The sequence below is a fragment of the Pedobacter sp. genome (assembly GCF_041645105.1).
In the GTDB taxonomy this organism is placed as follows: domain Bacteria; phylum Bacteroidota; class Bacteroidia; order Sphingobacteriales; family Sphingobacteriaceae; genus Pedobacter.
This window is the reverse complement of record NZ_JBAZQQ010000006.1, coordinates 218,555-235,935: the sequence shown is the minus strand read 5'-3', so window position 1 is coordinate 235,935 and position 17,381 is coordinate 218,555. Positions and strand designations below refer to the sequence as shown.

Genomic DNA, 17,381 nt, shown 5'->3' with positions numbered 1-17,381 from the left:
TTTCCTTGTTGAAATTATTTACCGTAACAATGTAATGCTACCAGCTATAGGCTTGCAGTCCGATCTTAAGTCGATCCGGTAGTAATATGCACCGGCAGGAAGTTCAACACCTCTGAAACGTCCATCAAATGGTTTGTTATAGTGGCCTACAGATTCATACACCAATTGACCACTTCTGGCATAAATCTTTATATTAATGTCTGCTTGATCAGGTAAACCTGTAATTGACCAATAGTCATTCATACCGTCTCCATTTGGAGTCATGGTATTTTTAATTTCGAGGTTATCATTGGTAACTTCAATATGAACAGAAGTAAAATCACTATAACAGCTTCCCAACTTCCTGCGGATAAAATAATCCCCGGTTTTATTTACCTTAAAAACAAATATGCCATTTTTTGTTTCTAATAAAGGCAAAGCATCATCTAAAGGTAATGCATCATTTTCAGAAACATACATTTGGTACACCCCTTCTTCAGGAGCTATAACAGGCAACATGATTTCTGTCGCGTAACAAACACGCCTATTTTCTACCCTTGGTGTAGGCAATTTGATGGTAGGCGCATCTATTTCAAAAGTCTGGCTTAATACCGCTGTACATGAAGCCTGATCAGTCACTTCTAAATAATAAATACCCTTACCTGCAGTTGTATAATCTTTATTTGTACTCACTACATCGCCGGCACTGTTTTTCCATTGATAGGTGTATGTGGCAGAAGGATCGATTGAAGGTAAACCACCTGTTACTACAACCCCTGTTATTGTTCCACGTTCCAATGCACAAACATCCGGTGTAGCTGTACCACTTGTCTGGTTCACTATAATTAACGGAATCCTAATTATTTCAAAAGGACCGATAGACGGAGAAGTACATCCATTTGGATCCGTTATTCTTAAAGTATATTTTCCTTCCGGCAAACCGCTGATCAATTCAGAAGTACCTGTAAAAGGCACCCCTGCTTCATTCTCCCATTGGAACTTACCCGGTATTGGCTTAATATTATTAGGATAACTCAGCCTTATTGATCCATTATTATCTCCACATGATGCTCTTCCAATATTTATTAGCTGAGCAACATACTGAACAATTGCAGTAGGAAGAATTGTAAACGGTCTAGGAACTGCCGTACACAGCGTAGTTGTATTACTGGCATTTAACACATAGTTGCCTGAGGCAAGGTTAGGTATATCGAAAGGAACATAAGGATTACAAACTCCATCTGCTACAAAAGCCCCAGTAGCGGTAGTCAGTCTCCAGGAATTTCCTTCCTCAATAACGACATCTATAATTGCACCATTATTATTATTGCAAGTTGTATTTCTAGCTGTTCCATTCCTTATTTTCACAGATTCAGTAGTGCGTACAAAAGCAATATATGGAACAGCAGGTGAACAACTACCTCCGTCAGTCACTTCAAGTAAATAATATCCACCTGCTAAATCATCAAGATCAGCAGTTGTAGCACCAGGAATTAAGGTTCCTTTAACCCCTGTGATATTATTATAATTATACCATTTATAAGTTACAGTACCTTCTGTGTCAGCAACGGTAATCCCTCGGATAAGCCCATCAGACAGTCCACACCTAGCAGACCAGTTTGGCGAAGACGGTGGCACAATACGAGGTTTTTTTCTTCGCTCTATAAATGGGAAAGTATGAGTTTTAGGGCACCCGGCATCATCTGTAGCTGTAACCGTATAAGTCCCTTCAGGAAGTCTAACTGAGGGACCCCTCCCTACTAATGCACCAGCAGCATTCGTCCACTCATACTTGATTGTCCCCATTCCTCTATACACAGATGCCGTAAAAGTAAAATCATTTTCGCCACATTGAGGAGTTGGAGTTGTTACTACAAGTTCAGTCATAATCTGATCGGTAATATCAAAACGATGCTTTGATACATAACAACCGTCATTAATTCTCACTTCATAAGTACCTACATCTAAACCATCCTTTGATTGTGTACTTCCAATAAGACCTTCTGTTCCATCAGCTTCCAACTTATACCATTCAAAAGTAATTCCTTCTCGCTCTTCAGCAATGGTCACACTCCCTAGCCCATTACAGGTTACCGGAATTTTAATTCCTTCATTTGGTAAAAGTCCGGCCGTTGAAAACTGTGAAGTTATACCAGCACCCGGCATAGTTGCAGTCCCAGTTACCTGACCCGCTATCGGGCCATCGTAACGCCATCTACCGTCTGAGCCGGCTCTTACTGTTGCGAAATAAATCTTGCCCTGACATGACCCTGGGCAATCATCTGTATAAAACAACTCTATCTCAGAACCAGGATTAGCTTTTCCTGTAATATAATTAGGATTTATTTTCAACACCTGTATATAAGCCTGAGGAGCAGAAGTTACTTTGGCAATCCCTACCTCCGAATTACAATACATACTATTACGCATAATTTTCACTGTCCCTGTGGAGACACTTTCAATTCCAAAACGATTATACCCTATAAGGTTGGGGTCCGGATCGGCAGTTCCACCGATTGTTCCATTAGCACTTCCTTCCAGCCTGATTCCTGCTCCATTTCCCATAGACGTTTCTGTCCCTGCAGCTCCTACCCCAATACGGTTTCCATTAATTAAAAATATAGAATTAGTAATAATGATACCTGCGGTAATATGACCAGAAACAATGTTTTTACTAATATTAACAGTTGTATTTCCAGCATTCACCTTTATCCCTGTCATCTGTACAGCAGATGAACCAGAAAATAGAGGAAGTGTTTTATAACTTCTTGTTCCGGAAAAATCAGTTCCTATTTTATTATTAAAAATATTCAGGAGCATTGGTAAAGTAGTGTAGGACTGTCTTGTCAAATTAATATCCGTCCCATTCGCTGCGATCACATTACCATCACCAACAGCATCACCACCTATTGATAAAGCCGCAAAAGAAATATCACCATTTATACCAGAAACATTGGGTTCATGCGTATTACCATCATCGGTCACCCCAATTAAATTCCCCTGAATAGAAATCTGGTCCTGTTTATTAATGAGTTCAGCCCCACCCGAATTATTTCTAAGTAAGATACCATTTGTATTTCCACCTATAACGTTTCCCTTACCAGCAGCACCTATCTGAATCCGGTCAACCCTATAATCAATAATAATCCCTGAAATCTGGTTTGAAGGTTGTAAGCTATTAACTATTGCAAACTTCCTAAGATATAAGCCGTAAATTTCTACATCCGTTGTTTGCACATTAATAGTATTTCCATTTACATAAGGATTGGAGCCAATAATAAGACCAGAGAAACCACTATATAAAGGAAGTTCGGGTTCTATAATTACTTTTGCACCGGACACTCCTAACGGTGGTCCGCCTTGTGTAGTACCGTCTATTGTTACATTAGTTGTTACAACTGGTAATTGATTCCGTAATCGAATGATGTTGCTTCCTGCTCCGTTAGCAGGAAGATTAAAAGTTATGATATCTTTAGTTACTGTTCCATTGTTTGCAGCATCAAGAAGTGCCTGTCTCAATGTTCCCGGACCAGCATCACCATTATTAGTTACTGGAATAATATTTTGAGCAAAACCAGTGAAAGCACTGAGTAGTAAGAGCAAGAGAATCGCGTATTTAGAGTAGCGCATAATTAAAAATGAAATGCCAATTTACAATTTAATGTAATTATAACATAAATATTTTTAATAACGCAAGTAAAATCAGTCACAAAGCAGAAACCCCATATAAACTCTTAAGAAAAAGTCTATACGGGGCTCAGCAGATAATTACTACTACTTATTTTTTGGTAACCTTAAATTCAGTTCTTCTGTTTAACGCTCTTCCATCTGGATTATCTTTTCCATCTGCGAGCTCATTTGGTGCAATCGGTCTGCTTTCGCCATAACCTTTGCTGGTCATTCTATTACTAGCAATACCTTTTTCTATTAAATAATCAACGCAAGCTCTTGCTCTTCTATCCGAAAGATCTAAGTTATAAGCGTCAGTGCCTTTACTGTCAGTATGCGAACTTAATTCTATCTCGATCGTTGGGTTATCCACCATGATATCATATAGGTGATCTAGTTTTTCTTTAGAATCAGGTGTTAATTCCGCTTTATTAAACTCATACAAAACATCCTTAAGTACAATTGGCTTATCGATTTCGAAAGGAGTGAGACACAATTCCGGACTAAATAAAGTATCTCTTTGTGCCATCTGACCATAATTAAAGGTCAGTGTTTTACTAAAGTACTTATCCTTTTCTGCAGTTAGTTTAAAGTACCTGTTTGAGTTTACTTTAAAGCTATAGTTACCATTGTCATCTGTTTTCACTTTAAATTGCTGTACCGAATCAGCAAGTGTTACCGTTGCATCTTTAAGCGGAGTTAAAGCATTACAGTCTAATAATCTTCCTTTAATTACCAGGTTCTGTGTTCTAAGATGGAAGATCTCCAAACAGCAAGCCGACTCGCGGTCTGAACTAATTAAAGCTTCAGACTCATCCTTGTTTAATGGAGTGAAATAAAGATCATCTTTAGCCGAGTTAAAAGGAAACCCCATATTTCTCGGCTCAGACCAGGTCCCGAAATCGCCATCACTTTCAAAAAAATCAAATCCACCCATTCCTACTCTTCCGTTTGTACTAAAAAGTAATTTTTTAGTATTCCCATTATAGTAAGGAGCCTGATCATCTTCAGGAGTATTAATTACATTGCCCATATTCACTGCGGTACCTAATGACCCGTCCACACGAATAGCAGCATACCATAGGTCATACTTACCAGATCCACCTGGCCTATCCGAAGAAAAGATCAGGTAATTACCATCCTTTGTTACAAATGGCTGCATCGCATTAAATCCTTTCACATTAATCTGGCTTCCCAATTCAACAGGCTCAGACCATTCCTTTTCTCCAGTTGGAGTAGCATTTAACTGGTATATTTTCTTGTCACCATTTGTAGTCCAGCTCGTCAGATATGCAAACTTACCACTTGGATGAAAAGCTGGAGCCGCAGATTCTTTATCCTTCCCAACTACTGTGGTTTTGGTAACTGCAACATCTTTACCAAGTGGATCTCCTTTGGTTACATAAATAGCATTTATAAATGGGCTTTCTTTTCTGGTAACCTTAACATCATTACTAACCAATACTTCCTTTTTATTTCCAACAGAGATAGGCCTTGATGAAGTGAAATACAAATTACCTGCTTTTAAATTCGGCGTATAGTTAGAGCCCAGAGTGTTTATTCTATTATCCAATCTAGCCAAATTATACATTCTTGGGTAACGTAGTTCCTGCAATGCAAACCGACAAGAAGCAATTTCCTCTAGTGCTTTTTCCCTGTAATTATCTTTAACCTTATATTTATTCAGAAACTTATTAAATTCATCAATCGCCTCGCTATATTTTTGAGTGGCACGTAATGATTCTGCATACCAAAAATTACTTAGAATGTACTTAGGATTTGTATAGTCCTTGGTTATAAAGTAAATCTTCACGGCCTCTTCAAAGTTATTATATAGTCTTAGGGATTCTGCGAGCTGGAAGTTTAAATACTCTTGTTCCTCAACCTTTTTAGGACTTTCTTCTTTGGTTTTATTTGCGAAACCATAAGGTACTACAACAAAAGCTCCTGTACTATCCTTTTTAAGATTCAAGGCCTTTTTATAATATTCCGCTGCAGCAAAATATTCCTTATTTTGAAAATACACATCCGCTACTCTTTTGTTATTGGCTACGAATTGTGCCTGCACTGAAGCGGAAAAAAATACACAGAGGATCAGAAGTATCTTTGTTTTCATCATTATATCATTAATGGGACATTTCATATTAGTTCAACTATAATCGTGGACAAAAGAAGTTCGGCCCAAGTATTCCTTTTCTACCGGTAAATGACACAGACAGTTCCAATCCTCCTCTGCTACCAGTAGCACGATTTAAATTAGAAGTATTGAAATCATAACTCAATCCGAACACCATATTTTTGAGGTGTAAGCCAAAGAAAGCAATAGCTGAATCATCTACCCTATAATTTGATCCGAACAAAAGATCCGTTTCTGCATTAAGCATATACTCGGCATAAGCTCCCGCCGAAATCTCACGCGCATTCCCCTGTTTCATATACAAGCCATTTGGCGTAATACTAAGCACTTCAGATGCTTTAATCCGAGCACCACCGTGACCAGCATAACGGATTGGCATGCGAACATCATTACCTAAAAATTTATCTATTGGTCTTGTAATATGTCCGGCCATAGCACCAGCAAACACATTTACTTGCTGATCGGGATTTCCATCAAAATACATGATACCCACATTTACATCAGGAACAAGTGTATTCGAAGAGGCAAATGACTCACTGATTCCAAAGTTTGGATCGTATCCGGTAACTGGATTATACTGGCTACCTAGTGTAATCTTTGATGGATTAAAACTTTTGTTGAGTATTCCGGCCTGTACACCAAAGTTGATCATATTTAAACCTGCACTTCCAAAGTGAATCCTATAAGCTGCAGAAACCATTGCATTTAAATGGTTATAACTGATATCACCGGCATTTTGGTTCAATACCATTGCTCCAAAAGCCAGATTTTTAACTGGGGCCATATCAAATGAGGCTCCACCTGTTAAAAATGAATTGGAGATCGATCCCCATTGCTGCTTAGCATTTAAAGAAACCCTGTACTCACCATCTGTAACACCGGTCAATGCCGGGTTTAACCATAGTGGATGCGCATAATATTGAGAGAAATGGGGATCAATCTGTGCGATCCCCTTAAATGTCCCCAGTGTTAAAAATGCGCCTATGGCTATTGTTTTTATTAGTTTCTTCATGATAGATTTGTTTTTCATTATTACCTGGTACATCTTATCTTAAAAGTGTTATGGTGCCTTTTTTAGTGGCTTTAGTGCCATCGTTAAACTCAACCTCCAGGTAATACACGTATACCCCATTTGGCTGCATCTGCCCTTTAAAAGTTCCGTCCCAACCATTCTCTATTTTTAGGGATTCGTAAATGAACTGACCCCACTGACTATATACACGTAACTGCATTTTTGCGATGGTATTTCCATATACGTACAATACATCGTTTTTACCATCATTATTTGGGGTAAATGTGTTTGGAACAAATATGTTGTTACCTAATGGATTATCACTACTACCTGTAAAGGTCGTTGCATCGCTCAGCTGACAAGCCAGTTGTCCTACTGCTCTTACCCTGATGGTTACCCTCTGATTCGGTTGTAAGCCTGAAACCGTATGTGTAGTTCCCGCAGCGCCAGAACTTGGAGCAGTCCAGTTTAACCCATTGTCAACAGAGACTTCGTATCCAACAGCATTTGTTACAACTGGCCATGCGAAGGTGATACTTGTTGCACTTACTGATGATGTTGAAACTACTGGAGCATCCAGTTTACCCAGCACTGTAATAGTAACTGCAGTCCTTGTAGTACTTGCACAACCACTAGCTATATTGCTGCTACCTACATAATAAACCGTCGTTGTATTTAATGCAGGAACATTAAATGTTGTTCCGTCTATACCTGTTTCACCAGTTGCACTGGTATACCAGGTATATTTAAGTGACGGATTCGGATTGTTTACTGTTAATATGGTTGTACTACCTGGACAAAGTGGACTTTCTGCACCTGATACTGATGGTGGAGGTAATGGTAATGCACCAGCGCTAACAACTACAGGTGTACGTGAAGTACTTTTACAAGTTCCCGATAAAGCTTCTACATAATATGTAGTCATAGCCATCGTGGTTGCAGGTGTTGTGAAATTCGTTCCAGATCCAAGTATTGTGGTACTAACTGCAGTTGCATACCAGTTATAAGTAACACCTGTTACTGGAGCAGACACTGATAAAGTGGCCGTACTACCGAGACAAGTGCTTACAGTACCAGATATAACAGAAGGACTCTGAGGTGTAGTTGTAACTACAACCGTTACTTTAACCCTACCTGCAATGCTACCACAATTAGTCGTATTTGTAGCCTGTACAAAATAATCCACATTCGCATTCAGTGTCCCAGTAGGAAATGATATTCCTGTGTTTACTAAAGTCCCACCAGTAGCGGCAGTATACCATTCATATATAACACCTGTTTGAGGGTTTTGTATGGTCAGCACGGTTGTATTACCAGAACATATTGTGGTTCCTGTCGTATTAATGATCGGTACGTTTGGTAATGGATTAACAGTAACTGTTACCACTTTTGCCGATCCTGGAAGATTGGCACAAACACCATCTCCTTTTACAGTCACATAGAATCTTGTAGTAGCTGTTAACCCTGAAACAGGCATCTTATCACCAACAAAACCTACATCAGTTAATGCCGCATCACGGTACCAGGTAAACACTGGATTTCCAGCCACAGTGGCACTACTTGCAGTAAGCTGCGTATTCGTACCAGAACAGATGTTTTGATCTGCCGCAATAATGTCAGTAACACCTGCATTTCTATTTACAGTAACTGTAACCACTTTTGCAGAGACAACATCATTTGCACAAATATTAGTTCCACTCACCGTTACATAGTATTTAGTAGTAATGGTTAATGCAGGGGTAGTAAATGTAGGCCCCTGGAAAGCAAAGTCTGTTAAAGAAGCATCGCGATACCATCTGAATACCGGATTATCTACAGTTGTGCTACTTGCACTAAGCATTGCAGTGGTTCCTGCACAGATAGTTTGATCTGCAAGATTAATATCAGAAGCTGTAGCATTTCTATTTACTGTTACTGTTATAACTTTAGCTGAAAGTACATCATTAGCACATACATCACTTCCACTTACAGTTACATAATACTTAGTAGTTACAGTTAAGGCAGGCGTTGTAAATGAAGCTGCTCTTACAGCAAGGTCAGTTAAATTAGCGTCGCGGTACCAGCTAAATACTGGATTTGTTACCGTAGTGCTACCCGCAGTTAATGTTACTGCTGTACCAATACACGTGCTTCTATCTGCTGCGTCAATATCTGCTGCTGTTGCATTTCTGTTTACTGTTACAGTTACAACTTTAGCTGAAGCTGCATCGTTTGCACAAGCATCGCTTCCACTTACAGTTACATAATATTTAGTAGTTGCAGTAAGTGCATCTGTCGTAAAGCTTGCTCCTACAAATGGCACATCGGATAAGTCGGCGTTTTTATACCAACTAAATACTGGTGTCGTAACCTTGGTAGTTGAAGCCGTTAGAATCGCTGTACTTCCTGAACAGATTGTTTTATCTGCCGCAACGATATCTGAAGCAACAGCATTTCTATTTACAGTTACTGTTACAACTTTTGCTGATGAAGCATCATTAGCACAGATCTCTGCTCCGGTTATAATCACATAGTATTTAGTAGTTGCTGTTAAAGCTGGAGTAGTAAAGCTAGCCCCTTCAAAAGGAGTATCAGTTAAGCCAGGAGTAGTATACCACTTGAATATTGCAGATGGAAATGCTGTAGCAGTAGCTGTTAAAGTTGCTGTTGTACCCGAGCAGACCGTCTTGTCGGCAGCAGTAATATCAGAAGCAACTGCATTTGTTTTAACAATTAATGTAATTTTTGTTCTTGTTGCGTTTATACAGCTGTTTGCATTTACAGCTTCCACATAATAATCATAAGTACCAGCAGCAAGATTAGCAGAAGTACCATAGCTAATGTTGTTAGCTACCAGTTGGTTTCCACCTACTGCGGCATCATACCAATTAAACACTACACCAGCTACTTGAGTTACTTTTAAAGTTACTGCTGAACCGATACAAGTTGACGCTGGGTTACCTGCATCTGGTACAGGAACCACTGGCACCGGCAATACAGTAACAAGCACTTTTACCCTTACACTTGGACAGCCTTTTCTTTCTGCGAGAACAAAGAAATCATGATCTCCTACTGTCAAATCAGTTGCTGTGTTGAATGTTGTACCATCTGCCTGGAAGGTTGTTCCCTTATACCACTTGTAAGTAACATATGATAATGGGTTATTGATTGATAAAGTTGCTGCTGAACCTGCACAGACAGTTGCTGTTTTTGCGGCTACCGTTGGTGCTACCAATACGCGTTGTGCATAATTAATATCTATAGAAGAAAAAGCTCCAACAAGTCCAGAGTTTAATTTCACCTGAACTGCATCAAATGTACTTGTTGGTACAAAAGTTAATAAAGCTTGTGTACCTCCACTCAATAATTCAAGATTGATCAATGGGTTGTTAATGACAGTTGCGTCGTTATTACTTACTCCATTTTTAAGTGTACTGATTTCTAAAGATGGCAACACCGATAGTGTAAGTATTTTTCCTGGTGAAGTCAGCATTATACGAACTGTATCACCTAGATTAGATATCCCATCAAAACCTAATTGTTGATAAACTGCCCCACCCAATAGACCTACAGGAATAACAAGTGATGATGCAGTTGAAGCATTATTATCAACAGCTAACAATGGGTTATATACATCCGCAAGGACAGCTATGCCTTCCACTCCATGATTCTCTGTAATTGCAGGCTCACAAGGTACATCTGTAGCACCATCATTAGGGATAGTTGTTACCGTAACAGTGGCTCTTGTATTTGTAGTACATCCTCCTGCAACTGAACCTTCAACATAATAGGTAACAACACCTGGAGTTGTTCTGGGAACAGTTATATAAGTCGGACCGGTATGTAATAAAGTACCACCAATAGGTGCATCGTACCAGGTAATGATTACACTGGCGGTGCTCGACGTTGCTGTTAAGACTGCTGGTGAATTAACTTTTACGGTTATGCTTGGTGGTGTAATAATCGGAACATCCAGACTACCAACTTTGATAGTTGCTGTTGCAGCAGCAGAAGTTATACCGCAAGTATTATCAAATGCTTTTACAGTATAAGTCTCGTCAGTTAAGCCTAGAGTAACCTGTAATGTCGACCCATCTTTACCTGCTAAATAAGTATTTGTTCCATCAAACCATTGATAAGTGATTCCTGCAACTGGATTTTTAACACGTAATACCACATCATTGTTAGCACAAGTAGTTACAATGGGCGATTCCAATTCTGGTGTTACTGGAGCTGCACTTACTTTTACTTCAATTAAAGATTTATAGCTAGTACAAACGGCATTACTAGATGCAACATAATATTTAGTATTGGCGCTTAAAGCATCCGTAACAAATGTAGTTCCATCTTTCCCGGCAATATAAGCACCAGTATTGTCATACCATTTATAAATTAAACCCGGTGTAGCATTTGCTACTGATAAAGTAGCTGCTTGTGTAGCACAAATATTAACAACAGTTGCAGTTACTGTCGGCGCTACCATTACACGCTGTGCGTAGTTTAGGTCAACCGTAGTCAGCACTCCTGCAATACCTGCATTTAAACGTACTTCAACCTGATCAAAAGTTTTAGTTGGAACAAATGAAAGTAAAGCTTCAGTATTTCCGCTTAATAATTCAAGATTGATTAATGCGTTGTTTAAGAGTAATTCATCATTGTTACTTGTCGCACCATTATATGTGGTTAATGTAATTCCTCCCAAAACCCCTAATGAAAGTATTTTACCCGGAGCGGTTAGCTTAATCCTTACGGTATCACCAACTGTTGACAAGCCATTAAAGCCTACTTTTTGATAAACTGAACCACCCAATAAACCTACTGGTAATACCAATGAAGATCCTGTTTTAGTATCATCATCAATTGCTAGTCCAGGGTTAAATACATCAGCAAGCAATGCAATTCCGTCAACACCTTTCGTTTGAGTGGATGCAGCTTCACAAGGTACAGGATTAGGAGCGCCATTACCATCAACATTAATGGTGATTTGTACACGACTTGAAGCTGCACAGCCAGTAATAGGTGATACTGCTTCAAGGAAATAGGTAGTAGTAACCATTAAAGGAGTGGTTACATAAGTAGGGCCCGTATATATTGGCGTAGTTGCATTTGCAGTATTATACCAGTTAAATAATACATTACTTTCTGAAGATGTAGCATTCAGGATAGCTGTTTGTCCAGGACTAACAGTATTTGAAGATACCTGAACTTGCGGCAACACTGGAAGCTGATTAACCTTAACTGCAACAGCAGCACGGCTAGCACTCACACAGTTTCCATTAGAGGCCTCTACATAATAAGTAATGTCTGCATTAAGCGCCGGAGTAGTAAATACTGCTCCTTCAAAGATTGCAGTGCTTCCAGTAGATGATGTGTACCATTTATAGCTTGTTCCTGTAACAGGATTGTTTACAGGCAATATTGCAGGTGAACCCGCACATACTTCCGCAGCTGTGACCAATGTCGGAACCCCTGGAGCAGTAGTTACCATTACGGTAACAGGTATACGTTGTGCGTTTGCACAACCATCTTTACTCACTTCAATATAATAAATAGTCGTGTTTGTTAGAGGAGCAGCTACTGTAAATGTTTCGCCGGTTGCCAAAACAGTAGTACTTGTCGCAGTAGCATACCATTTTAAAGTAGTACCACCGTTTGCCGTAGCCGTCAGCGTTGTTCCACTACCAGCACAGATTAACTGGCCGCCAGCTGCAACAGTTGGGTTAGGATAAATAACTTCCGCACCATAAATACTCAGGTTACTTAAAGCAGCGACCACTGCTCCAAAGCGAATTTCAACACGGTCATAAACACCGCCAGCGGGCAAAGTTGCTTTAAAACGATTTCCACCCAATAGCTTAAGATCAATAAGTGAATTATTTAAGGTGTAAGTTATTACAGGTGTATTACCGTTCATTACTGTAATGGTAACTCCACCAAGCACATTTACATCAGCTAAACCAACTGGTGTCGCTAAATCTAAACGTATACTGTCAGTCGCAGCACCAGTACGAGCAAAAATCAAACGCTGATATCCAGTTGAACCAACACCTACTACAAGATTAATTTTAGTAAAATTATTTGGATTATCATCGGTAGAATTCCCTGCATTTTCAACATTACATAATAGACAAATCCCATCAATTCCCGTTTCCTGACGAACGGCTGCATTACAATTAGGATTAGCTGGGCCACTACTTACTGTAACTGTAACAGGTGCTCTTGCTGCACTTACACAACCTGATGCATTTTCTGTTTCAACATAATAAATAGTCGTAGCATTTAATGCAGGTGTAGTATATTTTGACCCTGTAAAGAATGAAGAACCACCAGTTGGTGTAGTGTACCATTTAACGGTATTTCCAGCAGTTGCGCTAACTTCCAGAGTTGCTGTTTGTCCGGCGCTGATGCTTTCATTAGCCGAAATTACAGTAGCCACTTCAGGTGTAGGATTAGTTGTTACGTTAACCTGAGTCCTGGTGCTTAAAGCTGTTCCTGAAACTGCCTGCACATAATATGTAGTATTAGCATTAAGCGTTAAAGTATTATAGGTTGTTCCAGTAAATATAACTGTATTTCCAGTACCAGCATACCAGTTGTAAGTAACTCCTGGCTGAGGATTAGATACAGACAGTGTTGCTGTGCTTCCACTACATATAGTAACTGCAGCTACAGTTGGAGCTCCTACATTTACGATTAGCGTATAATCAGTAGAAGTTGTAATTCCATTTTTGTCAGTCGCCGTCATGGTTAAGGTATAGGTTCCACCTGTTAAAGGAGTACCTTTTATTTCACGGGTTGCTTCATCAAATGTCAATGCAGGTGGCAAACCTTGTAAGTCATAAGTATAAGGTGAAGTACCACCACTTACTGCTGGTAAAATTTGTGTAGGATAAACCGCTCCTACCAGTCCGCTCGGTAAAGTAGCAGAAGGAAGATTTAATTCTCCATTTACTTTAATCACATAAACCTGAGTCACTGTTGCTCCAGCACCATCGGTAACATTTACTGAAACATTGTATGAACCAGATTTTGTCGGCGTCCCTGAAATTTCTCTTGTTGCGGCATCAAAACTTAACCCCAAAGGAAGGTTTGATGCAGTATAAGTGTAATTACTATCTCCACCAGTTGCTGCGGGAATAGTTTCAGTAACATATACTACACCTACTGTCCCATCAGCCAATGGTTTAGTCGCTAACAAAAGAGGGTTTCCCACTACAATTGTGTAATTGGTCGTTACTGTATTTCCTTCCGTATCGGTTACTTTAACAGGAATCACAAAAGTACCAGCTACTGTTGGTGTGCCTGTAATGTCCCTTGTTATCGGGTCAAAATCTAATCCTGCAGGAAGGTTTGATGCTGTATAAGTATAAGATCCACTTCCACCTGTAGCAGCTGGAATGGTTTGTGTTGGATATAGCGTATTCACAGTACCATTAGCCAAAGTTGTCTGCGCTAATACCAGTGGATCTCTCACTACAATAAAATAATCTTTTGTAATGCTATTCCCATTGTTATCAGTAGCGGTTACATGAACTGGGAATAATCCTTTTTCTGTTGGTGTACCAGTAATTTCCCTTGTTATCGGATCAAAACCTAATCCTGGAGGAAGGTTCGTCGCTGTATATGTATAAGGGGTAGTACCACCAATAGCTCCAGGAATTACCTGAGTAGGATACAATGTATTTACGGTTCCGTTAGGCAAAAGCTTATCAGAAAGACTCATTCCTTCCGTAACTTTTAAATTATATATAGCGTCAACCGAACAGCCTTTACTATCTGTTGCAGTAATTGTAAAGCTATAGTCACCTGGTGCAGCAGTTGGGGCACCAGCTATTGTACCATTGGCAGATAATGTTAAACCTGCAGGTAGATTAGATCCTGTTGCCACCTTATAAGTAAAGACTGGTGTTCCACCTGTGGCCAGTGTAATTTGTTTTGAATAAGATGAACCCAGTGTTGCATTCGTTAAAGTACTAGTTGCAAAAACGATTGCAGGGTTTACATTCACCGTAACCGGTAAACGTTCTGTATTTACACAGATGCCATTACTTACTTCTATATAATAGGTTGTTGTTTCTGTTAATCCAGATGGAGAATAGCTATTTCCTGTAGCCAATGCGACACCACCTGTTGAATTAGCAAACCATTTAAGGCTTGTACCGCCAACTGGTGATGCAGTGAAAGTATTTGTGCTACCTGAACAAGCATTGAAACCTCCTTCAGGAATGGTTGGGTTAGGATAAATTACCTGTGCACCATAAACATCAACAGTAGTTAAAGCAGTCGCAACTGCACCCAAACGAATTTCGACAGCATCGTATGCTGCGCCGGCAGGAAGGGTTGCTTTAAAACGATTACCCCTTAATAGACTTAAATTTAAAAGACCTGAATTCAGAGGATAGACTTTAACTACAGCGCCATTGCTCATCACATTTACAATAACACCACCCAGTAAACTAAGATCAGCTAAGCCACCAGGTATTGCTAAATCTAAACGGATACTATCTGTGGCAGCACCAGCACCTGGGAAGAACAAACGTTGATAAACCTGACCACCCACGCCTAAAGTAAGGCGAAGGCTAGAAAATTTAGTAGGATCTGAACTTATTGCATTTGCACCATTTTCAACACCGCATAACACACAAAGTAAACCTTCAACACCACTTCCTTGAGCGTTTGGAACATTACATGCTGATCCCGGATTAATATCAGCTACTGTAACAGTAACCGGTATACGGGCAGCACTAACGCAACCTCCTGCATTTTGTATCTCTGCATAATATATGGTAGTTATATTTAAAGCCGGAGTTTTAAATACAGCTCCAGTAAATACAGCGATACCACCCGCTGAAGCAGTATACCATTTTACAGTATTACCTGTGCTTCCTGCAGCAGGTGAAGCTGTAAGCGTTGCCGTTTGTCCTTTTGTAATTTCAACGTTAGGTAAAGCAACTATTGCATTAGCTGGTATTGGATTGACCGTTACATCAACTTTAGTACGCGTACTTACACAAGATCCAATAACAGCCTCTACATAATATGATTTGCTGGCACCTAAAGCCAGAGTTTCATAGCTATTGCCGGTAAAAAGAACGTCACCATCTACTTCCTGATCAAACCATCTATAGGTTTGTCCAGTAACTGGCGCAGGTATAGTTAAAGTTATTTTACCACCACTACAAATTGGAAGTGGAGTGGTGACCACTGGCGGTATTGGATTGTTTACAATAACCCTTACCAATTTACGTGGGGTTTCATTTGAACATCCTAGTCTTTTTCCAGTTACATAAAAATCATGGATCCCGGCAGATAAACCTGTAGGTGAAAAACTTAGCCCAGCAGTCCCAGTACCTCCATTAGCTTGGCCATACCAGGTATACACAGCGCCTGCTTCAGGGCTTGTAATATTTAAAATGACCCCATCACCCAAACAAGCAGTTCCTGATGGAGAAGCAACATTGTTTATTTTTATAGATGTTGGCAATGCTATAGACCTGGAAACCTCATGTAGATTTATTGAATTTAACACGGTAGCCAAACCACCTAATCGCAACTGAACTCTATCAAACTGTTTACCTGGGGCAAAAGTAATTACTGATCTGTTACCAGGGCCACTCAATAATCTGATATTGATTAATGAAGCAGTACCAGAAATTACATCATTAGATACATTTCCATTAAAAGTCTCAATTTGAAGGGTACTCAATAAATCCAATGAGAGCAGTGCCCCATTATTTGAAACTACCAACCTTACCGAATCCGTTAATGCGGATAACCCTGGGAATATAACGGTTTGTTGTACATGGCCAGCTAGTCCTGCCACGGTACTCAACCTTGAATAAGAAGTAGCTCCCTCATCACCATCTATAGCTAAACCCGCATCTGCGACGCTACCTAAAGCAGCAACACTTCCAGATATCCCATGTAATTCATCTATTGCCTTATCACAATTTATAGTTCCTGCGTCCTTTAAATAATAAGCATGATAAACGTTAATACTACCAAGAAGCACTACTACTCCGCCCCCCATAGTAACCCTTACACGGTCATACTCTTCACCTGGAGCGGGGATAAAAACCTCCGATTGGTTACCAGCAGCGAGTAACTTTAATAGACCAGACCCGGCATCCACCGGGTTCCCTACTGCCTTGTTACCATTATATGCCTGTATTTTAACACTTCCTAAAAGATCAAGAGTAACCACTGAAGTTGCCGAGACCTTAACAACAGCACCGTTGGCTCCACCTACTTTACCAGGAAATATAAGCTCCTGATAAATTGCTCCTCCTAATGCAGCAGTAGTAATATTTATTGTAGAATAGGAATTAACGTTTCCATTAACAGCATTGCCTGCATTGGTGACATCACAAATGGTACAAGTCAAAAAGCTCTTTTCAACATTAGTTGTATTCGCATAAACACGTTCCTTTGCTTGTCCATACAATTTTCCACTAAAAAGCGTTATAGTTGTAAAGCAAGATAGAAGAAGTAACGATTTTTTTAATATTTCGAACAGAGTAGATGTTCTTTTCATAGGAAATTGATTGAGGGTTACTATAATTATCCTACAATTTTAGGTATAGATTGTATCCTATGCTCTGTTCG

At 39.7% G+C, this 17,381-nt stretch carries 4 protein-coding genes; all 4 read right to left on the bottom strand.

Going from position 1 to position 17,381, the window contains the following annotated elements; all coding sequences use genetic code 11:
- Window positions 1–18: 18 nt before the first annotated feature.
- Window positions 19–3,609 carry a gliding motility-associated C-terminal domain-containing protein gene (locus WC623_RS19410; protein WP_372854187.1) on the bottom strand — a complete coding sequence of 1,197 codons (3,591 nt, stop codon included), beginning with the start codon at window positions 3,607–3,609 and terminating at the stop codon, window positions 19–21.
- A gap of 148 nt (window positions 3,610–3,757) precedes the next feature.
- Complete coding sequence (locus WC623_RS19405; protein ID WP_372854185.1) at window positions 3,758–5,767, bottom strand: OmpA family protein; 2,010 nt, start codon at window positions 5,765–5,767, stop codon at window positions 3,758–3,760.
- 34 nt (window positions 5,768–5,801) lie between these two features.
- Window positions 5,802–6,797: a PorP/SprF family type IX secretion system membrane protein gene (locus WC623_RS19400; protein WP_372854183.1), complete on the bottom strand. Its 996-nt coding sequence runs from the start codon at window positions 6,795–6,797 to the stop codon at window positions 5,802–5,804.
- Between the two features lie 34 nt (window positions 6,798–6,831).
- A complete protein-coding gene (locus WC623_RS19395) occupies window positions 6,832–17,310 on the bottom strand; it encodes a putative Ig domain-containing protein (RefSeq protein ID WP_372854181.1) in 10,479 nt (3,492 codons plus the stop codon).
- Window positions 17,311–17,381: the final 71 nt, after the last annotated feature.

What these genes read in the sequence shown, in the direction of transcription:
- WC623_RS19395 (WP_372854181.1), bottom strand. Translation starts at nt 17,310, where the DNA reads ATGAAAAGAACATCTACTCTGTTCGAAATATTAAAAAAATCGTTACTT.
- WC623_RS19410 (WP_372854187.1), bottom strand. Translation starts at nt 3,609, where the DNA reads ATGCGCTACTCTAAATACGCGATTCTCTTGCTCTTACTACTCAGTGCT.
- WC623_RS19405 (WP_372854185.1), bottom strand. Translation starts at nt 5,767, where the DNA reads ATGATGAAAACAAAGATACTTCTGATCCTCTGTGTATTTTTTTCCGCT.
- WC623_RS19400 (WP_372854183.1), bottom strand. Translation starts at nt 6,797, where the DNA reads ATGAAGAAACTAATAAAAACAATAGCCATAGGCGCATTTTTAACACTG.